This window comes from Galbibacter pacificus (assembly GCF_029603165.1).
Taxonomy (GTDB): domain Bacteria; phylum Bacteroidota; class Bacteroidia; order Flavobacteriales; family Flavobacteriaceae; genus Galbibacter; species Galbibacter pacificus.
This window is the reverse complement of the sequence record NZ_JAQSVC010000003.1, coordinates 45,519-65,327: the sequence shown is the minus strand read 5'-3', so window position 1 is coordinate 65,327 and position 19,809 is coordinate 45,519. Positions and strand designations below refer to the sequence as shown.

Sequence of the window (19,809 nt, the reverse complement as noted above, 5' to 3'; positions counted from 1 at the left end):
GCCGCTCCTGTTGTAGGGGTGGTTTTTTTATGCCAAATAGTTAATAACTCGTAAAAACTTCTCCTTTTATCTCCTTTAAATTATGCTTAATTTTAAGGTTTGAGTCTGCTTACGACTAACTATTTCAATTCTAAAGCGATAGCATTTTATGTACCTGATTTTTGATACCGAAACCACCGGATTGCCGAAACGTTGGGATGCCCCCATAAGCGATGTTGACAACTGGCCACGCGCCGTACAGATTGCCTGGCAATTGCACGATGCAATGGGGAACGTAATAGAACATCAGGATTATTTAATAAAGCCCGAGGGCTTTAATGTTCCTTTTGATGCAGAAAAAATACATGGAATTTCTACCGAATTGGCGCAACAAGAAGGTATTGAACTTCAAGAAGTATTAGGGAAATTTAATGTAGCATTGTCAAAATCCAAATTTATAGTCGGCCAAAATGTAGGCTTTGACGTAAACATTATGGGGGCCGAGTTATACAGGGCCGGCATTAATAGCAATCTAACCGATCTTCCCGTTTTAGACACCTGTACCGAAACAACTGCCGAAATGTGCCGCATACCTGGAGGTCGTGGAGGAAAGTTTAAACTTCCCACCCTAACCGAGCTTCACGAATACCTGTTTAACGAGCCTTTTGCCGAAGCCCATAATGCCACGGCCGATGTGGAGGCGACAACGCGTTGTTTTCTGGAATTAATAAGGAAAGGGGTTTTTACTGCTGAAGAACTGGATGCTTCCCCCGACTATTTCAGAAATTTTTCTGAAGCCAACCCACAACCAATAGAATTGATCGGGCTGAGGCACATCAATTTAAAAAAGGCTTCGGAAGAGATCAGAAAACAGTTGGCAAAAGAAGAACCTTCAGAAGAAATATCTAAAGAAGAGCTTTATCAAAACATAAAAGAATTAGAAGAAGTAGAGTTTGCCCACCTTCATAACTATTCTCAATTTTCAATCCTACAGGCCACATCGAGTATTGCAGATTTGGTAGCGGCAACGGCCAAGGCAAAAATGCCGGCAGTGGCCCTTACCGACATGGCAAACATGATGGGTGCCTTTCATTTTGTAAAAGAAGTGGGCAACCATAACAAAGCCGTAAAATCCAAAAACGAGGCGGCAATTGCCAAAGGCGAAGCTCCTACCGAAAAAGAAATTAAACCAATTGTGGGTTGTACCTTGAATGTATGCGAAAATCATTTGGATAAATCGGTAAAGGACAATGGCTACCAAGTGGTAATGCTGGCAAAAAATAAAAATGGGTACCATAATTTGGCAAAGATGTCATCGGTTGCTTATACAAAAGGATTTTATTACGTACCAAGGATCGATAAAAATATAGTTGAAAAATATAAAGAGGATATTATCGTACTTACGGGGAATTTATATGGGGAGGTTCCTAGCAAATTGCTGAATGTAGGTGAAATACAGGCCGAAGAAGCCCTTTTATGGTGGAAGGAACAATTTGGTGACGATCTGTATGTCGAGATTATGCGCCATGACCAAGAAGATGAAAACCGTGTGAATACCGAGTTGGTACAACTGGCCAATAAACACAATGTTAAGCTTATTGCCACAAACAACACCTACTATATCTCTAAAGACGATGCAAACGCGCATGATATTTTATTGTGCGTAAAAGATGGCGAAAAGAAAGACACACCCATTGGCCGTGGTCGTGGCTATAGGTACGGCTTGCCCAATCAGGAATATTACTATAAAGATGGCGATACCATGAAATCGCTCTTTAAAGATTTGCCCGAAGCCATTTTTAACATACAGGAAGTTATTGATAAGGTGACACCTTACGAATTGGCAAGAGACGTATTGTTGCCCGCCTTTAATATACCAGCAGAATTTTTGGTTGAAGAAGATAAAAACGACAATGGTAAAAGGGGCGAAAATAAATATTTAAAGCATCTTACTTATGAGGGGGCAAAACGGCGTTACTCCGAAATTACAGAAGAAATAAAAGAACGCCTCGACTTTGAGTTGAGCGTTATTGAAAATACAGGTTATCCCGGATATTTCCTTATTGTACAAGACTTTATCGCGGCTGCAAGGGAAATGGACGTGTCGGTTGGTCCTGGAAGGGGTTCGGCAGCAGGTTCGGCAGTGGCCTATTGTCTGGGGATTACCAATCTGGATCCCATTGAATATGATTTGCTATTTGAGCGTTTCCTTAATCCCGACCGTGTATCGTTGCCCGATATCGATATTGATTTTGATGATGAGGGGAGAAGCCGTGTAATGGATTATGTAATCGATAAATATGGCGCCAATCAAGTAGCTCAAATTATTACATATGGTACCATGGCAGCCAAGTCTTCCATTCGGGATACGGCCAGGGTTTTGGACCTGCCATTGCACGATGCCGATAGAATAGCCAAGTTGATACCAAACATGAAGCTGGCAAAAATTTTTGGTTTTGATGATGCCAAACTGAAAGAAGCCTTGCGCTCGGAGGAACTGGAAAAAGTATATCAACTAAAAAACATTGCCGAAGGCGACGATTTGGAAGCGCTTACCGTAAATCAGGCAAGGGTGCTGGAAGGGTCGCTTAGAAATACGGGAATTCATGCCTGTGGCGTAATTATTACCCCTGATGATATTACCAAGTTTGTACCAGTTTCCATTGCCAAGGATTCCGATTTGTACGTTACCCAGTTCGATAACTCTGTAGTGGAAAGTGCCGGTTTGTTAAAAATGGATTTTCTTGGATTAAAAACACTTACGCTTATCAAGGATACCGTTAAACTGGTAAAATACAAACATGATATAGATTTGAACCCGGATGAATTTCCTTTGGACGACGAAAAAACATACGAGCTTTTTCAGCGCGGGGAAACGGTGGGGATATTCCAATATGAATCTGCGGGGATGCAAAAGCACATGAAGGATTTAAAACCTACCGTTTTTGCCGACCTTATTGCCATGAATGCACTGTACCGTCCCGGCCCCTTGGAATATATCCCGAGCTTCATCCGAAGGAAACATGGAGACGAAGAGATTAAGTACGATCTTGAAGCCATGGAAGAATATTTAAAGGAAACATACGGGATTACGGTGTACCAAGAGCAGGTAATGTTGCTTTCGCAAAAATTGGCCGGGTTTACAAAAGGTGAAGCCGATGTACTGCGTAAGGCAATGGGGAAAAAGATTTTTGCCCTTTTGGAACAATTGAAGCCAAAATTCTTGGACGGAGGCGAAAAAAACGGCCATTCACGCGATATTCTGGAAAAAGTCTGGAAAGACTGGGAGGCTTTTGCGAGTTATGCATTTAATAAATCGCATTCCACATGTTATGCCTGGATTGGTTACCAAACAGCATTCTTAAAGGCTAATTATCCCGCAGAATATATGGCGGCCGTACTATCCAACAACATGAACGACATTAAACAGGTTACGTTTTTCCTGGAAGAATGCAAACGAATGGGAATAGAAGTGCTGGGCCCCGATGTAAACGAATCTTACTACAAATTTACCGTAAACCAAGATGGTGCAATCCGTTTTGGAATGGGTGCCATAAAAGGAGTTGGAAAGGGTGCCGTAAATACTATTGTGGATATTAGAAAAGACGGCAAGTACCGGTCGGTTTTCGATTTGGCCAAGCGTATAGATTTGAGGGCCGCAAATAAAAAAGCCTTTGAAAACCTAGCTTTGGCCGGGGGCTTCGATTCGTTTATAAATACACATCGTGCGCAGTATTTTCACGATGAGGGCGACGGCGTTACTTTCTTGGAAAAGGCCATTAAGTATGGCGCCAAGTTTCAAGAAAATCAAAATTCTTCGCAGGTAAGCCTTTTTGGAGAAGCCAGTGAAGTACAAATTCCTGAGCCGCAAATACCGCCTTGCGATACTTGGGGAACCATGGAAAAATTAAAAAGGGAAAAAGAAGTAGTCGGGATTTATATCTCCGGCCATCCTTTGGATGACTTTAAAACCGAAATAGGAGTATTCTGTAACGGAACAGTGGGTGCTTTTAACAATCTGGAAGAAATTGTAAACAGGGAGGTTTCTTTTGCAGGAGTTATATCGGACGTGCAGCACCGGGTCTCTAAAAATGGTAAAGGCTGGGCTGCCTTTACCGTGGAAGACTATACCGATTCTTATGAGTTTAGGATATTTGGGGAAGAATACCTTAAATTCCGTCACTTTTTAATGATTAATTCATTTATCTACATAAAAGCTTACATACGCGAAGGTTGGGTAAACAGAGAGACCGGGAAAAGGGGCGAGCCAAGGTTGCAGTTCAATTCTATGGAACAGTTGCAGGACGTAATGGAAAAATATGCCCGAAAATTGACCATTCACTTAAAACTGGAAGAAGTTTTGGAAGAACGTATTGATGCTTTAAAAGATGTAATTTCCATGCATAAAGGAGACCATACCCTTAACTTTGTTGTATACGAAATGGAAAACGAAATTAAGCTTACCATGCCCAGCCGAAAGCAAAAGGTGCAAATTTCAAATGAATTGTTGGCCGAATTAAAAAAGCAAGACGTTATTTATAAATTGAATTAAATGTATATAGAAAGTAAAATTATACGCTTTTTTCTTTTAACAGATTAATCAAGATGTCCATTTCTTCTATAAGTTTGCCATCGCCTTCATAACCTACCGAACGATAATGAATGTTCCCATCCGGGCCAATGATTATTTTGGTAGGAATTCCCCTAATTCCATATTGGTTGGCCACCTCAAAGTCACGGGAATTTTTTATTGGATTGTCCAGCAACACTTGAAAGTCATATTTGTTTTTTGAAATAAACTTTACAACGTCTTCTTTGCGTTTTGGGGTATTCTCGAATGTATTTACAAAAAGAACTACCACATTGTCGTTATTCTTATATTTTGTTACAAGCTCCTGCATTTCTGGAAACGAGGCTTTGCAAGGGCCGCACCAAGTTGCCCAAAAATCAAGTATGACTACTTTTCCCTTTAATGAAGAAAGGGCTATGTTGTTATTGTCTATATCTTTTAATGTAAATTGAGGAGCATCTTCGTTTATGAGTGCATTTTTAATTTTTTCTTCTAATATTTTATGCGACATGTCGTTTAATTCAGCAACTTTATTTTCAAGTCCTTCCTCACCATTTACTTCTTTGTAGGCCGTTTTGTAATAATCAAATATTTCTGGGTTGGATTTCCCTTTTTTGATAAAGTTTTCTGCTGTATTGATAACGGTTGCATATTGTTTGTCGGCTATTAAGAATTCTATATACCTTTTATTAACATCTACCGAATTTCCATCTCCAATAGCTTCTTTTTGGTATTTTATGGCTTCTTCTAGGTTCCCTTGTTTAAATAAAATAAGGGCATAGGTGTCTGCGTACATTTGGTACGTGCTTTCCAATCTTTCGTTGTATTGGTAAACAGATAAAAACTTTGGTTTACTCGATGGATTTTCTCTTAATGATTGTACAAGCTCTAAGGAAGATTTAGAAATATCGGCAGAAAAATCAAGGTTTTCTCCTTTTTCGACATTTTCCCATGCAATATCATTGTACATGCCGGCTTTATCTGCTTTTGATTTTATTTGACTTGCATATACCTTAAATTTATCGGTATTTCCATTTTTATAATTCAAACGGGCCATGGTTTGTAAGGCCCATGTCTTGCTCCAGCCACTGTCGTTGGGGAATTTTTTTGCATATGCTTCGTAAACCTTTGTTTTTTCTTCCAGATCTTTGGTTGCAAACAAGCTGTCCATATAACTTTCTTTTGCAAAATATCCGTTGGGGAATTTTTCGGCTGCTATAATTTTTATTGAATCCGTTTTCTTTTTGTCACGGGATAACCCGTACATCCTTGCTATGGATTGATAGTCTTCTTCGGTAAGTGTTTCTTTGGCAACGATAGATTTAACGTATTCATTAATAAGCTTTTTTCCTTTGGCCTGGTTCTGGTTGTATGTCAAGGTTATATAAGAGGTATTCCATTTTTCTTTAATTTCAGGAGAGGCCGCTATATCGTTCTCAATAGTGGTTACAAGGGAATCTTTATCGATTTCCAGACCAAAATTAGAACCTTTGTATATGGCGTAAGCCGCCATGGAAGCCCTGCTTCCCGGTAGTATATGCCCCTCGTTGTTGTATAGTGGAATTATATATCCTTTATTATTGTTTAAATCGTATGTGTCCCCTTTTTTAAAGTTGAAGGCAATGGCAGTGGCAGAGTCTGGGACATATACATTGCCAATGAGCTCGGGAGCACTTTTAAAATGAATGTCTACAGGATATGCTTGCATATCTACCATATAATAAAAATAGGCATCAATGCTGTCGGGGGCTGTTTCGGAGTATGTAATTTTTAAGCTGTCGCCGGGTGTTGGTCTTTCGTTATTGAGGGTTAATTTTCCTATTTTAAGATTGTTTTCTTTGCCCGCTTCACTTTGACAAGAAACAAGCAAAAGGATGGAAAATATATAAATTATGGTTTTCATGATTAAGCTTTTGTTAGTATCATTAAAAGTATGAATTTTTTTCTACGCGAAAAAAATTATGAGGTTTTTTGTCGAGAAGTAGATGTTTTTATAAGATATTTGTTTCTATATGTAGTATCAATCTTCTAGTTTCTTTGGCACCCCATACCATATCAATAGCCGCTGATTGCCAAAATTTCTAGCTTTTTGAATGTTGGTGCCCATATAAATATCGATTTTCATCCGGTAACGGGCATTCATTTTATCTTTTACAAAATAAATTCCATCATAGCCTTCTATTTTTATGGGAGTGTCCCTCGATATGCCCAATTTGAGTAAATCGCGGGATATGGCAACTGCTTTCATCCCAGGCTTTAAAGTATCTCCCCATGCGCCAACAGATGGGTTTCCAACGGTTTGTTTATGGGTGGAGTTATATGCAGATGCTTTTACCTTTAAAAGTTTCCAATCAAACAATTCTTCGTCTGTTAAAACAATTTCCTGTGCTTCAGTAAAAAAGCAGGTACAACAGAGTATAAAAAAACAAATAGATTTTTTCATCTAGTTAAATCTATAAAAAATTTCTGTATAATTTATACGTACATTTTGTACTTATAGATGTGTTTAACGATATTTAATGTTTTAGTTGAAGGTGGCAACTTTTCAAAAAATCAAAAATAGAATGTCAATAAAACTATCAGAAAACCCAATGGATTGATAGTCAAAACAAATACGGCTACTGTAAGGAATGGAAAAATAATTGACTAAATTTGCAGTATTAAATAACGTTGAACAAACATTAAAAATAAAATAAAATGGCTTTAGAAATAACAGATGCTACTTTTGATGAGGTAGTTTTAAAGAGCGAAAAACCTGTATTGGTAGATTTTTGGGCAGCATGGTGCGGGCCATGTAGAATGGTTGCGCCAATTATAGAGCAACTAAGCGATGAATACGAAGGAAAAGCAGTTGTTGGTAAAGTAGACGTGGACGCAAACCAAGAGTTTGCCGCCAAATATGGCGTGCGAAACATACCAACCGTACTTGTTTTCCAAAATGGAGAAGTTGTAGGAAGACAAGTGGGCGTAGCACCAAAGAATACTTATTCTGAAGCAATAGATTCTTTATTGTAAAAAATAATTTTACTTTTCAATTGAACAAAAGGTTTGGCAATTGGCCGAACCTTTTTTAATTTAGAGGTATTGTAACATTAAAATGTACTGAATGGCATCTATTTTCACCAAAATAGTCAGCGGGGAAATTCCAAGTTATAAAATTGCAGAAAACGACGACTTTTATGCGTTTTTGGATATTAACCCTAATGCAGAAGGGCATACGCTGTGTATCCCAAAGAAAGAAACAGACAAACTATTCGACCTAGATGAAGATGCTTATTTGGGCTTAATGGCTTTTTCTAGAAAAGTAGCCAAGGCATTAGAAAAAGCAATAGACTGCAAACGTATTGGAATAGCCGTTGTTGGCCTGGAAGTTCCCCATGTGCATGTGCATTTAATCCCTTTAAACTCGATGTCGGAAATGACCTTTCAGCATAAAGTCAGTCTTTCCCCTGAAGAACTGGACGGTATTGCCAAAAAAATAAGGGCGGCATTTTAAACTAGTAGCAGTTGTTTTTGTATTAAAACAAACACAACAATAGCTGCAATAACAATTCCCAGCAATATAAAGATAGTAAGCTTTGTGAGCTTAAAATAGGTTTTTGGATTTTCTACCGTTTTTAGGTAAAACTCCCTTACTCTTTCAATATCTTCTGTCCAGCGCACAGGGTAAATAGTGGTATGGCAATTGTTGCATACAATTTTGTCGGTAATCTCACCGGTTGCTTTTTTAAACCAGGCACTTTTTATGTGTTTTTGGTAAAAAGTGAGTATTAGGCCTTCATTAGAAAAACATTCGGGGCAATTGTTGGTCAATGCGGCTTCTTTAATTTCTTTTTGTACGGTTTCCACAGGGGCTAAATTTTTTACTAATTTACGAATCTTCTATTTTTAGGGCAATCTGTATAATGCTTCCTTTTCCTATTGCAGATTGTAAGACCCTAACTTTTCCATCGTGATAATCTTCTATTATTCTTTTTACCAATGATAATCCAAGTCCCCAACCTCTTATTTTAGTGGTATATCCGGGTTCGAATATCTTGATATAATCATTTTTATGTATTCCTTTTCCAGTATCTATAACGTTAATCTTTGCTATTTTCTTATCTGAAAGGATTTCAATTGTTAAATCTCCTTTTCCTTTCATGGCGTCAATGGCATTTTTTATAAGGTTTTCAATGGTCCAGCTATAGAGTTGGTCATTTGTCAAGCAATATATTTTTTCTGATGGTGCCTTAAAACTGAAATTTACCCATTTAGAGCTCCTAGCTTGTATGTAGTTAAACGTATTTTTTGTTTCTTCAACGATGTCAAGGCATTCCAGTTTGGGGATAGAGCCAATTTTGGAGAACCTTTCCGTTATGGTAGAAAGACGGTCTATGTCCTTTTCTATTTCATTGGTAATTGTCGGGTTTACATCTTCGGCCTTAAGCAGTTCTGCCCAGCCCAAAAGCGAAGAAAGCGGTGTGCCAATCTGGTGGGCCGTTTCTTTGGCCATTCCTGCCCAAAGTTTGTTTTGGTCGGCTATTTTGGAAGTCTTATAAAAAAAATAAACTACCGCACTAAAAAGAACTATTATCAGGATTAATGCAACGGGATAATACTTTAAATTGTTTAGCACATCAGAGTTTCCATAATACAGGGTGCCGTATTTATCGTTTCTAAAGGTTACTTCGATAGGGGCATTTTCGGCCTTGAACTTTTTTATTTTACGCTGGATATATAAAGAATCGTTTACTTTTTTTTCAGGTAAATTATTGGAGGTAATTTCCCCGTCATCTCCAACATATATCATGGGCGTGCTGGTGTTGTTTTTTATTACGGCCAAGGTAAGGTTGCCAAGATCGCGGTCCAGATCGGTGGTTTGAAGGAATTCCCCTAGGGCTTCGGCCCATATTTTCATTTTGGTACGTTCTTCATCCTTGAATTTCTGAAAAAAAACATACGTATTCCACAAAATGGAAATAACTATAATAAAAGAGGACGCTATTAATATCCAACGAGTGGTTTTTTTCATTTTTTAAGAAAAAGGTTCATGGCTTTTGTTGGTTGCATAAATATAAAATAAATGCTTCAATTTTATTGTTTTCTATAAACAGAATAATTTTTTCTCATTCAAAAAACAATCCGCCTTATTTTCAACCAAAGATAAAAACATTTTTGCACCTCTTTTATTTAAGCTATTTTTGTTTAAAATGACACTATGTTATCAATAGATCCTAAAACGGTTTCAACGGCCGAACTCCACGGTTTTTTATTAAGTGCCGTGGCCCCCAGACCAATTGCCTTTGCCAGTACGATGGACAAAGATGGGAACGTAAACCTTTCTCCTTTTAGTTTTTTTAACGTGTACAGCTCTAAGCCGCCCGTAATGATTTTTTCTGCAAACAGGAGAGTAAGGGACAACTCTACAAAACACACATTGGAAAATGTATTGGAAACCAAAGAAGTTGTAGTAAATATTGTAAATTTTGCAATTGTCCAACAGGTATCTTTAAGCAGCACCGAATACCCTAAAGAGGTAAACGAATTTGAAAAGTCTGGATTGACCATGCTAAAATCAGATACGGTAAAGCCTTTTCGGGTTGCAGAATCGCCCGTACAGTTTGAATGTAAAGTAAATGAAGTAATAGCCTTGGGAGATGAAGGCGGTGCCGGAAACTTAATTGTATGCGAAGTATTAAAAATGCATATAAACGAAGCTGTTCTGGGAACCGACGGGAAAATAGATCAACATAAAATAGACCTGGTAAGCCGTATGGGCAGTAATTGGTACTGTAGGGCCAATCTAGGAATGTTTGAAGTTCCAAAACCATTGTCTTCTATAGGAATTGGGGTCGATAATATCCCTTCGCACATCCGTTACAGTAAAATACTTACTGGAAACGACCTTGGAATTTTGGGAAATGTTGATAAATTACCCACAAAAGAAGAAATAAACACCTATATAGAGGGTTCTATTAAAATACGAGAAGTATTAAGTACAGACGACACGGAGCAAATACATAAAAAAGCACAAGAATTAATAGTCCAAAATGATGTACTTTCTGCATGGAAAGTTTTATTGGCAAAATAATTGGATATATTTTAATAATTTTGAAGCATGGAAATACAAGGAAAAATTAAGTTGATTGATGAAACTAAAACTTATGGGAACAATGGTTTTAGAAAACGCGAAATGGTAATTACTACGGAAGAGCAGTATCCACAGCATATAATGATTGAGTTTATACAGGATAAATGCGATCTTTTAAACGCATACCAAGTAGGGCAGCCCGTAAAAGTGAGCATTAATTTAAGAGGAAGGGAATGGGTAAACCCACAAGGGGAAACAAAATATTTTAACTCTATTCAAGGATGGCGTATCGAGAACTTGGCCGTTGAAAACGGAGGTGCCCCAGAAATGCCGCCCATGCCACCCGAAGATGCCTTTGAACCGGCAAACAATTTTAATGAGGACGATCATGATGATCTGCCTTTTTAAAAACGGGAAAAATTAAACAAGTTTGATAAACAACAATAAATAACCAAGGCCTTTCGGGGCCTTTTTTAGTTTTTAAACCTTGGGCAATAAAAAAGCCCCGGTTTACCAGCCGGGACTTAATGTTGTGGTTTTAGGTTTGCCAATGCATTAAACTCAAAAAGCAATGATGAAAATAATTGGTTGCAAAGGCAAGTTCAAAATTGTAATAATTATTACATAAAACCAAGTTAAATTTTATTTTTATGCTAATTTTTAGAAAAAAGTTAATCAAAATCAATAAAAAGGATGTTTTTTCTTACTAATGACATGAGATTTCCTCCTGTTGAAAGTGCTTCTGAAGATGGAATCGTAGCTGTTGGCGGAGATTTGTCCATAAAAAGGTTGAAAGAAGCCTACCGGGAAGGCATTTTTCCTTGGTACGATGAAAACTCCCTGTTGTTATGGTGGAGCCCAGACCCACGGATGGTTTTACCTCCCTCTAAAGTGAAGATTTCTAAAAGTATGCGAAATGTTTTAAACAAAGGAATTTTTAAAGTCACTTACAATACCAATTTTAAGGATGTTATTGAGAATTGTGCAAAAATAGAACGGCCCGGCGAAAACGGAACATGGATACATACCGAAATGATCGAGGCTTATACTAAATTGCACAATTTGGGAATTGCAAAATCTATAGAGGTTTGGCACAATAATGAATTGGTCGGCGGACTTTATGGTGTGGATCTCGGCCATATATTTTGTGGCGAGAGCATGTTCTCTAAAATGAGCAATGCCTCCAAAACAGCTTTTATTTTTTTAGCAAGAAAACTGGAGCGCGAAAATTACCAACTCTTAGATTGCCAGTTGTATACAAACCATTTGTATACCTTGGGTGCCCGGGAAATCCCAAGGAAAAAATTTATCGATATTTTAAAAAAAACTAAGCCAGCCTTTTAACTTCTTGGTACCTAAAACAGTTTACTTCATGGTCGTTTACCATTCCCGTGGCCTGCATATGCGCATAAATTACCGTAGAACCAACAAATTTGAATCCACGTTTTTTAAGATCCTTGCTTAGCATATCTGAAATTTCGGTGGTTGCAGGCGCGTCTTTATAATAATCAACTTTATTCTGGAGTGGTTTTCCATCAACAAATCCCCAAATATAATTGCTAAAACTTCCAAATTCTTCTTGGATTTCCATAAAGTGCCCCGCATTGGCAATAGTGGCCCTTATTTTTAACCTGTTTCTTATAATTCCTTCATCTAAAAGAAGCTCGTTGAATTTGTCTTCGCCATAATTGGCTATTTTTTTATAGTCAAAATTATCAAAGGCCTTCCTGAAGTTTTCACGTTTCCTTAAAATGGTAATCCAGCTCAAGCCGGCCTGAAATGTTTCGAGAATCAAGAATTCAAAAATAGTGTCATCGTCATAAACGGGAACACCCCATTCCTCGTCATGGTATGCCTCATAAAGTGGGTCGCCTTCGCACCAGCCGCATCTTTTCATAGATAACAAAAATGTAAGTTTATACTAATTTCCTGTCTAAGATATAAAATCTATGCAAAGCAAAAGTTTTTAAATAATTTTTATGGAAGAAGCAGTAAGGAAATTAATAAAAAATGCAATCTCAAAGTCTTATACATATAAAGCCTACCGGAAGCTAACAGATACGTTGGCCGAAGCAGAAAAGTCTACGGGAGACGAGCAGAGCGAGGCATTGAGCCACTATACTTTATTGAACGCAAAACGTATGAAGCGCCTGGATAAAACTGCCAAGTTATCGGCTGAAGAATTATCGGCAATAAGCAAAACAGCTAAAAAGCTTACTTGGTTGGTAATTACCGAAAGCTGGTGTGGTGATGCTGCACAAACATTGCCCATTATAAATAAAATAGCGGAAGCATCGCCGTTTATTACCTTGAAAATTGTTTTAAGGGATGAAAACAAAGAGTTAATGGACAATTTCTTGACAAGGGGAAGCCGTTCCATCCCGAAACTCATCATGGTCGACGAGCAAGTCTCTGAAGTGTTGGATTGTTGGGGGCCAAGACCAACAATTGCTACTGGAATAGTAAAAAATTTTAAGGCAGAACACGGTAAATTAACACCCGGATTTAAGCAAGAACTACAAGTATGGTACAATAAAGACAAAGGAAGAAATACCGTTGAAGATATGTTAAAATTACTCTCCCTGAAATAAATAAGTAATGGTTCCCAACTGTTCTGGGGTGCCATTTTTGGCAGTAAACCGGGCTTTTAGGGCATACGTAATGGCATTGTCTATTAAGCACCCGTTGGATGTAGTGGAGCTGCCCTTGTTGTATGAGGCGTCTGTTACGTTGCCATAACCATCTACTTTTATGTTTATAACTACTTTGCCAAAACTTTCGCATGTATAAACGGGGTTTGGAAGTTTAACATGCATCCGGTCTATTAAGGAATAGGTAATGGTGGTACGCCTTTTTATATTTATTTTAGGGGCATCTCCCTTTCTTTTAAGCGCTTCTATTTTTTCGCGTTGTTCTTTAAGTTTTTTGGCATATTCACTGGCATAACCATCGTTTAAAGATAAATCGTTGTTGGCTTCCAAGGAATTATTGGGGTTTTCACTGGTAGCTTCCTGGGCCTCTTGTTCCAGTTCTTCTAGGGTTTTAAAGTTGTCTACTTCGTCGGCATACTGACTTTTTTCGGCTTCATTATATGCTTTATGCGTTTCGAGCTCGGTAAGCTTCATTTCTTCTTCCATCGGGATTACATCCTTTGGCAATTCTTCTTCAAAACTCAATTCGTATAAGAATTCTTCTTTTTGTTGACCCGCAAGGTGTATGTTCAATAAAAATAAAAGAAAAATACCCATGGTGCAACAGGTAATAATAAGGGAAAGTTGCCTGTTGTTAAGCTCGTTGATTTTGCTAATAATGGTATCATTAGCGTTATTAAGCTTTGTTATTATTTCTTTTAAGTTCATAATTTGTAAACGACTTGGATGCTAAAGATAAAAAATATTCTTTTTAAGATTGCAGTGTTGTTACAAATGCATCCGGGCTTATAGCATTATTTACGTTGAAATTGCCAATTTTGGTTCTTCGCAAGGCAGATAAATAGGCGCCCGAATTTAAGTGTTTTCCAAAATCATGAGCCAGCGACCGGATATAGGTTCCTTTGCTGCAAGTTACTTTAAAGTGGATGTCGGGCATGTCTATCCGAGTTATTTCAAATGCCGAAATGGTTACTTTTCGGGGCTCTATTTCTACTTCCTTTCCTTCCCGGGCAAATTCGTAAAGCCTTTTTCCATCTTTTTTTAATGCTGAAAAAACCGGAGGGAGCTGGTCTATTTCACCTATAAAATCTTGGGTGGCCTTTTTTATTTGTTCCTTGGAGAGATGTGCTGTTGGGAAGGTGTTGTCTATATCGGTTTCCATGTCGTACGATGGTCTTGTGGCGCCCAAGGTAATGGTTCCCGTATATTCTTTAATCTGCCCTTGTAGTTCAGGTATTTTTTTTGTGAATTTTCCCGTGCAGATAATGAGCAGTCCGGTAGCCAATGGATCCAAAGTTCCGGCATGCCCCACTTTTATTTTTTTTAGGTTAAATTTTTTTTTAATGGCCCATTTTATTTTATTGACCGCTTGGAACGAAGACCAGGTTAAAGGCTTGTCTATTAATAATACGTGTCCGTTTTTTATGCTTTCTTCAGTATAAACCATAAAGAAATTTTAATAAATATAACCTAATGCAATGGCAATAAGCCCAACAATAAAGCAATAAATGGCAAAATAGGCCAATTTACTGTTTTTAACCAGTTTTATCATCCAGGTACATGCCAGTATGCCCGAAATAAAAGCAGCCATGAACCCGATGGCCAAAGTGCCTGTATTATGGCTTTCCATTGAAAGTTCTCCTCCAAGGATATCTTTGGCAATTTTTCCGAAAATAAGGGGGACTACCATTAAAAAAGAGAAACGCGCTGCTTTGGATTTATCATTTCCCAGTAAAACAGACGTAGAAATAGTGGCTCCCGATCGCGATATGCCGGGAAGCATTGCTATGGCCTGAGATACGCCAATTACAAATGCATTTGAAAAACTTACCGGCTTTCCGGTATGTTTTGCCTTATCGGCCAAATACAAAAGAAGGGCAGTAACTATAAGCATAAACCCAACCAGAAGGATATTGCCATTAAATAGGAGCTCCAGTTGTTTTTCAAAGAAAAACCCGATAAGTGCTGCCGGAATCATGGATATAATTATTTTTAATGAAAATATTAGCTCGTCATTCCATTTAAATTGAAATACACCTTTTAAGATTTCTAGAATATCTTTTCTGAAAACTACCATTGTGCTCAATGCGGTGGCAAAATGCAAAACCACGGTAAAAAGCAGACTTTCCTGTGGGATGGAATGGTCGCCAAGGATGGCTTTCCCCAATTCTAAGTGCCCACTGGAAGAAACTGGTAAAAATTCGGTAAGTCCTTGAATAATTCCAAGGATGATGGCATCTATTACTTCCATTTTTTGTTATGGAGTTAGGATTATTGGTTCTCCTTTTTTTTGTTCGGGTTTAGCAGGATTGCATATACTTCTACGGCAAAGCCCAAAAGTATGACGGTTGGCGCTAAGCGTATTCGCCTAAAACTAAAGATTTCCGGATTAAAAACATTGGGGTCGTCGCTGCCTCCGCCGCTCATGAGGATAAACCCTAAAACAATAAGGGCCAAACCAATAAACATGAATAGGTAATTCTTTTTCTGGAAGATAAATTCTTTATTTGTAGGAGTGTTTTTGTTTTTCACGGTCGTTATTTTTTTAATAATATAAATCGTCTGTCCTCAAATTTAAAAAACGTTGGGTAGCAATATAGGTGCTTATCCAGGTAATAATAATTCCAATAGCAAAGATACTTATAAATAATAGGGAAAGCCCCAATGGGTCTGAAAGTAAATTAAGCTGTGGCATTTTGGTATTGGCATAGTATAAAATACCGCCCATAGCCAGAATGGCAACCAAGGCACCGATCATACCAAGTTTTATACTGTTCCAGATAAAAGGCCTGCGGATGAACCGTTTGGTGGCCCCTACCATTTGCATGGTTTTAATAATAAAGCGTTTGGAATATACCGACAGCCTAATGGAACTGTTTATAAGAAGTACGGCAATAATGGTAAAAATACCACTGGCGATTAATATCCAGAAACTCATTCGCTTTACGTTTTCATTGAGCATGCCAATAAGGGGTTTGTCGTATGAAATGTCGGCCACATAATCTTTTTTAGAGAGATCGGTTACTATTTTTTGAATGCTATCCGTAGAAACATATGCCGCTTTAAGGTGTACGTCAATTGAATTTTGCAGGGGGTTATATCCTAAAAATTCTAAAAAGTTTTCCCCGATTTCCTTGCTGTGTTCTTCTGCCGCTTCGTCCTTTGAAACAAAAGTTGCCGATTTGGTGTATTCGGTCATCGCAAGGCTCTTTTGTAGCTGATTGATTTCTACTTCTTTGGCATTATCCTTTAAAAAAACACTTATGGCTACTTGTTCCTTAAAATGATCGGCCAATTTTTTTGTATTGATAACCAACAAACCCAACATTCCCAAAAGAAACAAAACCAGCGCTATACTTAAGATAACAGAAAAGTAAGATGAAATAAGTTTACGTTTTTGGTAGCGTTCAAAAGATTTGCTCATATTATATTATATAATTGGATGTGTAAAAGTAATAAAGTAAATTTAATCTCGATAATATATAACGCCCAACATGCCTTAAAAGTATGCAGCAAAGAAGTGGATAGGGCAAAAAAGCACAACCGAAACCTATACGTGGAATAAGGAAAGTATGGATTTACAAACTGAAATAAACAATTTACAATTACCAGATAACCTAGAGCTTGTTGCCAATCAAGTAGTGGAAGGTTTTATAAGCGGGATGCACAAGAGTCCGTTTCACGGGTTTTCTTCGGAATTTGCCGAACATAAAATATACAACCAAGGAGAAAGTACAAGGCATATCGACTGGAAATTATTTGCCAAAACCGATAAGCTTTACACTAAAAAATATGATGAGGAGACCAATTTGCGCTGTCATATTATTATAGATAATTCAGCTTCGATGCATTACCCCGATATTAAAAAGCAATCCATAAATAAATTAAATAAATTGGGCTTTTCTGTATTGGCTGCCACCGCTTTGATAAAATTGTTGAAAAAGCAACGTGATGCAGTGGGGCTGAGCGTATATGCAGACACGTATGAATTTTATGCGCCCGAAAAAGGGAGCGAAAGGCACATGCACTTACTTTTTAATACGTTGGAAGGGCTTTTAACAAAGAACAATAATGCCCAGCAAACAAAAACATATACATATTTGCACCAAATAGCAGAGAAAATCCATAGAAGGAGCTTGATTTTCTTGTTCACGGACATGTTTCAAACAGAGACCGATCACGATGCCCTCTTTCAGGCACTTCAGCATTTAAAGTATAATAAACACGAAGTGGTTTTGTTCCATGTATTGGATAAAGAGAAGGAATTTGATTTTAATTTTGATAATGCCCCCAAGCGATTCAAGGATATTGAAACAGGAGAAATAATCGATTTATTTGCTGAAAATATAAAAGACGCATATAAAGATTCCATGGAGAAATACCAATCGGCTATAAAATTAAGGTGTGCACAATACAAGATTAACTATGTGATTGCTGATGTACAGAAGGATATCGGTAAAATTTTACAGACATATCTTATTGAACGGCAAAGGTTTGCTTAAGGGGGTGAAAAAATATTCAATTTTTTCGTAAAAAAGGTTTGCGTAATTAAAAATGGGGCGTATATTTGCATCCGCAATCAAGCAAGGTCTGGTAGTTCAGTCTGGTTAGAATACATGCCTGTCACGCATGGGGTCGCGGGTTCGAGTCCCGTCCAGACCGCAAATTGCTTAAAGCTTCAATGAGAATTGGAGCTTTTTTACATAAAGATAGTTGTGTTGTTCAGTGGTAGAAATACTGCTGAAGGTTTAGTAGTTAAACCAATGAAAGGCTTTCCTTTTTAGTTCAGGCTAAATTGTTGAAGGCTTTTTTTGTTTTAAAGGTTTCTCAATTGTTGTATATTTGGGATTATTCCGGATCATGGATCATTCCCAATAGTTGTGTTGGAAAAATATGCAATTTGTTATGCAATATTCCCCCAAACTGGTTGTTGAATAAAGAGTTGTTTTAAATTGTAACCATTTTATGGTTTCTCCCTTTCTTGTAATGTCAGTTGTTGCAAACAACATAATAACATAGTTATTGCTATGTGTTTTTTTGCAACTGCCAGACTAGATAATTATATACTGTTTTTGCAATAGCTTATATAACTTGTTATGGTTGAATATATAATTGTATTCATTAAAAAGAAATTCTTCGTTGCTTTGGTGCTAGTGCTTTTTCACACTTGCCTATTGGCACAGGACAAGCCTAAAAAATCTATTTTTAGGGATTCATTGGACAACAAATTGGATTTCAGCGAATTTCTATTGCATCCAAAAGGCTTTATTCCATTTATGCAGCCCATTACCGAGCCAGCCCTTGGACATATAGGTATTATGGTAGCGCCCATATTTATAAAACCCAGTAAGTATCAAACCAAGGAAAAATATGTACCACCAAATATCACTGCCTTTTTTGGCGCATATACGGCCAATAAATCATGGCTTTTTGGTGCATTTAGAATGGGTTTTGTCCCGCAACATGGCATAAAATATACCGTTGCAACAGGATATGGAGCTGTTAATTTAAGTTATTACAGAGAGCTTCCGGTGGTGGGTGAAAAAGAATTTGAGTTTAACTTTAGGTCTTTTCCTTTTTTTGGTTCAATATTAAAACAAATAGGTGGCTCAAATTTTTATGTAGGTCTTGAATATCTTTTTATGAATAGTGACATCTCTCCAAATTTCGATTTTGAAACCCTTCCAGAATTTGTGAGCGATAAAGACTTGAAAAGTAATATTAGTAGTCCGGGAATTGTATTGGAATTTGATAAAAGAGATAATATTTTCACCCCAGATAAGGGCCTTTTTGTTAATACTAGTTTTCATGTAAACGACAATTGGACAGGTAGTGATTTTAGTTTTCATAATTTTGAATTGATTGCTTTAAAGTACATTCAATTAAAGAATAACTGGATAAGCGGTTTCCGCTTTCAAACAGACCAGCAATTTGGTGATGCCCCATTTTATGCCCAGCCAGGCATACAGTTAAGGGGGGTCCCGGCGGCACGGTATCAAGGAACCTCTACATACATACTGGAAACAGAACAGCGCTATGATGTTTCATTGCGTTGGAGCGGTGTGGCCTTTGGCGGGATGGCCAAGGCTGTTAATGACAATCAAAGCTTTAATGAGGCAGATTTTATATATAATTACGGTGCAGGCTTTAGGTATTTAATAGCAAGGAAATTTAAAATCCGTGTAGGGGTAGACGTGGCTTGGTCTAATAACGATTTTGGATATTACATAGTATGTGGATCGGCTTGGAACCAAAGAAATTAAGTTGTTGAATTTTCCCTGTATATTATTATCTTTGAGTTAGACGAGATTTTTATAATTAACTGACTTCTTTTAGAGGTAAAAAACACATCTTCCCCCATTATAAAAATTAAAACTATTGCTAAAAACATGAAGGTTTTATTAATTGCCATATTTGTAAGTGTTATAGGATATGCACAGATACAAAGCGATTATGATAAATCTATTGATTTTGCGTCTTACAAAACATATTCTTTTGAAGGATGGGAAAAAATAGCGACCAGGGATTGACCGATT

At 37.5% G+C, this 19,809-nt stretch carries 20 protein-coding genes and 1 tRNA gene; 11 read left to right on the top strand and 10 right to left on the bottom strand.

What is annotated here, in order from left to right:
- Window positions 1–148: 148 nt before the first annotated feature.
- Window positions 149–4,531, top strand: coding sequence for a DNA polymerase III subunit alpha (gene dnaE / locus PSF86_RS08615; protein ID WP_277899671.1), 4,383 nt, complete (start codon window positions 149–151; stop codon window positions 4,529–4,531).
- Between the two features lie 19 nt (window positions 4,532–4,550).
- Here dnaE and PSF86_RS08610 read toward each other — a convergent pair whose 3' ends face one another.
- Window positions 4,551–6,452 carry a redoxin domain-containing protein gene (locus PSF86_RS08610; protein ID WP_277899670.1) on the bottom strand — a complete coding sequence of 634 codons (1,902 nt, stop codon included), beginning with the start codon at window positions 6,450–6,452 and terminating at the stop codon, window positions 4,551–4,553.
- A gap of 117 nt (window positions 6,453–6,569) precedes the next feature.
- Window positions 6,570–6,992 (bottom strand): 3D domain-containing protein, encoded by a 423-nt coding sequence (locus PSF86_RS08605; protein ID WP_277899669.1) that lies wholly within the window; start codon window positions 6,990–6,992, stop codon window positions 6,570–6,572.
- A 254-nt stretch (window positions 6,993–7,246) separates the two neighbouring features.
- On the opposite strand from PSF86_RS08605, the gene trxA reads away from it, so the two are divergent.
- Both trxA and PSF86_RS08595 read left to right on the top strand, forming a co-directional pair.
- Window positions 7,247–7,564 (top strand): thioredoxin, encoded by a 318-nt coding sequence (trxA, locus tag PSF86_RS08600; protein WP_277899668.1) that lies wholly within the window; start codon window positions 7,247–7,249, stop codon window positions 7,562–7,564.
- 91 nt (window positions 7,565–7,655) lie between these two features.
- Window positions 7,656–8,045 carry an HIT family protein gene (locus tag PSF86_RS08595; protein ID WP_277899667.1) on the top strand — a complete coding sequence of 130 codons (390 nt, stop codon included), beginning with the start codon at window positions 7,656–7,658 and terminating at the stop codon, window positions 8,043–8,045.
- Here PSF86_RS08595 and PSF86_RS08590 read toward each other — a convergent pair.
- Window positions 8,042–8,398, bottom strand: a complete 357-nt coding sequence (locus PSF86_RS08590; protein ID WP_277899666.1) for a hypothetical protein — start codon at window positions 8,396–8,398, stop codon at window positions 8,042–8,044. The two genes, PSF86_RS08595 and PSF86_RS08590, sit on opposite strands and share 4 nt — an antisense overlap.
- A 22-nt stretch (window positions 8,399–8,420) precedes the next feature.
- Window positions 8,421–9,563 (bottom strand): sensor histidine kinase, encoded by a 1,143-nt coding sequence (locus PSF86_RS08585; protein WP_277899665.1) that lies wholly within the window; start codon window positions 9,561–9,563, stop codon window positions 8,421–8,423.
- A 186-nt stretch (window positions 9,564–9,749) separates the two neighbouring features.
- Between PSF86_RS08585 and PSF86_RS08580 the strand changes: the two genes are divergently transcribed.
- The 3 genes from PSF86_RS08580 (at window position 9,750) to aat (ending at window position 11,966) form a co-directional block, all read left to right on the top strand.
- Complete coding sequence (locus tag PSF86_RS08580) at window positions 9,750–10,622, top strand: flavin reductase family protein (protein ID WP_277899664.1); 873 nt, start codon at window positions 9,750–9,752, stop codon at window positions 10,620–10,622.
- Window positions 10,623–10,649: 27 nt separating this feature from the next.
- Entirely contained in the window at window positions 10,650–11,030 is a 381-nt protein-coding gene (locus PSF86_RS08575; RefSeq protein WP_277899663.1) for a DUF3127 domain-containing protein, read from the top strand.
- 285 nt (window positions 11,031–11,315) lie between these two features.
- Window positions 11,316–11,966: a leucyl/phenylalanyl-tRNA--protein transferase gene (aat, locus tag PSF86_RS08570; protein WP_277899662.1), complete on the top strand. Its 651-nt coding sequence runs from the start codon at window positions 11,316–11,318 to the stop codon at window positions 11,964–11,966.
- Here the strand turns inward: aat and PSF86_RS08565 are convergent.
- Window positions 11,950–12,519, bottom strand: coding sequence for a DNA-3-methyladenine glycosylase I (locus tag PSF86_RS08565; protein WP_277899661.1), 570 nt, complete (start codon window positions 12,517–12,519; stop codon window positions 11,950–11,952). The genes aat and PSF86_RS08565 overlap by 17 nt on opposite strands.
- Before the next feature lie 82 nt (window positions 12,520–12,601).
- Here PSF86_RS08565 and PSF86_RS08560 point away from each other — a divergent pair, with 82 nt between their 5' ends.
- Window positions 12,602–13,213 carry a thioredoxin family protein gene (locus PSF86_RS08560; RefSeq protein WP_277899660.1) on the top strand — a complete coding sequence of 204 codons (612 nt, stop codon included), beginning with the start codon at window positions 12,602–12,604 and terminating at the stop codon, window positions 13,211–13,213.
- Here PSF86_RS08560 and PSF86_RS08555 read toward each other — a convergent pair.
- From PSF86_RS08555 to PSF86_RS08535, 5 genes are read right to left on the bottom strand one after another with little or no spacing between them, the layout of a single operon-like run.
- The gene (locus tag PSF86_RS08555) at window positions 13,196–13,981 is read right to left on the bottom strand and encodes a hypothetical protein (protein WP_277899659.1); all 786 of its coding nucleotides are present in this window, start codon (window positions 13,979–13,981) and stop codon (window positions 13,196–13,198) included. The genes PSF86_RS08560 and PSF86_RS08555 overlap by 18 nt on opposite strands.
- 43 nt (window positions 13,982–14,024) lie before the next feature.
- Window positions 14,025–14,720: a tRNA pseudouridine(55) synthase TruB gene (gene truB / locus PSF86_RS08550; protein WP_277899658.1), complete on the bottom strand. Its 696-nt coding sequence runs from the start codon at window positions 14,718–14,720 to the stop codon at window positions 14,025–14,027.
- A 9-nt stretch (window positions 14,721–14,729) separates the two neighbouring features.
- Entirely contained in the window at window positions 14,730–15,524 is a 795-nt protein-coding gene (locus PSF86_RS08545; protein WP_277899657.1) for an undecaprenyl-diphosphate phosphatase, read from the bottom strand.
- Window positions 15,525–15,544: 20 nt separating this feature from the next.
- Entirely contained in the window at window positions 15,545–15,805 is a 261-nt protein-coding gene (locus PSF86_RS08540) for a DUF3098 domain-containing protein (RefSeq protein ID WP_277899656.1), read from the bottom strand.
- 13 nt (window positions 15,806–15,818) lie between these two features.
- Complete coding sequence (locus PSF86_RS08535; protein WP_277899655.1) at window positions 15,819–16,697, bottom strand: cell division protein FtsX; 879 nt, start codon at window positions 16,695–16,697, stop codon at window positions 15,819–15,821.
- 148 nt (window positions 16,698–16,845) lie between these two features.
- On the opposite strand from PSF86_RS08535, the gene PSF86_RS08530 reads away from it, so the two are divergent.
- From PSF86_RS08530 to PSF86_RS08515, 4 genes are all read left to right on the top strand, one after another.
- A complete protein-coding gene (locus tag PSF86_RS08530; RefSeq protein ID WP_277899654.1) occupies window positions 16,846–17,775 on the top strand; it encodes a DUF58 domain-containing protein in 930 nt (309 codons plus the stop codon).
- An 85-nt stretch (window positions 17,776–17,860) separates the two neighbouring features.
- A tRNA-Asp gene (locus tag PSF86_RS08525) sits at window positions 17,861–17,935 on the top strand.
- A gap of 434 nt (window positions 17,936–18,369) precedes the next feature.
- The gene (locus PSF86_RS08520) at window positions 18,370–19,536 is read left to right on the top strand and encodes a BamA/TamA family outer membrane protein (protein WP_277899653.1); all 1,167 of its coding nucleotides are present in this window, start codon (window positions 18,370–18,372) and stop codon (window positions 19,534–19,536) included.
- A 126-nt stretch (window positions 19,537–19,662) separates the two neighbouring features.
- Entirely contained in the window at window positions 19,663–19,803 is a 141-nt protein-coding gene (locus tag PSF86_RS08515) for a hypothetical protein (protein WP_277899652.1), read from the top strand.
- Window positions 19,804–19,809 lie beyond the last annotated feature (6 nt).

Coding starts and splice junctions, on each gene's coding strand:
- dnaE (WP_277899671.1), top strand. CDS start 149: ATGTACCTGATTTTTGATACCGAAACCACCGGATTGCCGAAACGTTGG.
- PSF86_RS08610 (WP_277899670.1), bottom strand. CDS start 6,452: ATGAAAACCATAATTTATATATTTTCCATCCTTTTGCTTGTTTCTTGT.
- PSF86_RS08605 (WP_277899669.1), bottom strand. CDS start 6,992: ATGAAAAAATCTATTTGTTTTTTTATACTCTGTTGTACCTGCTTTTTT.
- trxA (WP_277899668.1), top strand. CDS start 7,247: ATGGCTTTAGAAATAACAGATGCTACTTTTGATGAGGTAGTTTTAAAG.
- PSF86_RS08595 (WP_277899667.1), top strand. CDS start 7,656: ATGGCATCTATTTTCACCAAAATAGTCAGCGGGGAAATTCCAAGTTAT.
- PSF86_RS08585 (WP_277899665.1), bottom strand. CDS start 9,563: ATGAAAAAAACCACTCGTTGGATATTAATAGCGTCCTCTTTTATTATA.
- PSF86_RS08580 (WP_277899664.1), top strand. CDS start 9,750: ATGTTATCAATAGATCCTAAAACGGTTTCAACGGCCGAACTCCACGGT.
- PSF86_RS08575 (WP_277899663.1), top strand. CDS start 10,650: ATGGAAATACAAGGAAAAATTAAGTTGATTGATGAAACTAAAACTTAT.
- aat (WP_277899662.1), top strand. CDS start 11,316: ATGTTTTTTCTTACTAATGACATGAGATTTCCTCCTGTTGAAAGTGCT.
- PSF86_RS08565 (WP_277899661.1), bottom strand. CDS start 12,519: ATGAAAAGATGCGGCTGGTGCGAAGGCGACCCACTTTATGAGGCATAC.
- PSF86_RS08560 (WP_277899660.1), top strand. CDS start 12,602: ATGGAAGAAGCAGTAAGGAAATTAATAAAAAATGCAATCTCAAAGTCT.
- PSF86_RS08555 (WP_277899659.1), bottom strand. CDS start 13,981: ATGAACTTAAAAGAAATAATAACAAAGCTTAATAACGCTAATGATACC.
- truB (WP_277899658.1), bottom strand. CDS start 14,720: ATGGTTTATACTGAAGAAAGCATAAAAAACGGACACGTATTATTAATA.
- PSF86_RS08545 (WP_277899657.1), bottom strand. CDS start 15,524: ATGGAAGTAATAGATGCCATCATCCTTGGAATTATTCAAGGACTTACC.
- PSF86_RS08535 (WP_277899655.1), bottom strand. CDS start 16,697: ATGAGCAAATCTTTTGAACGCTACCAAAAACGTAAACTTATTTCATCT.
- PSF86_RS08530 (WP_277899654.1), top strand. CDS start 16,846: ATGGATTTACAAACTGAAATAAACAATTTACAATTACCAGATAACCTA.
- PSF86_RS08520 (WP_277899653.1), top strand. CDS start 18,370: ATGGTTGAATATATAATTGTATTCATTAAAAAGAAATTCTTCGTTGCT.
- PSF86_RS08515 (WP_277899652.1), top strand. CDS start 19,663: ATGAAGGTTTTATTAATTGCCATATTTGTAAGTGTTATAGGATATGCA.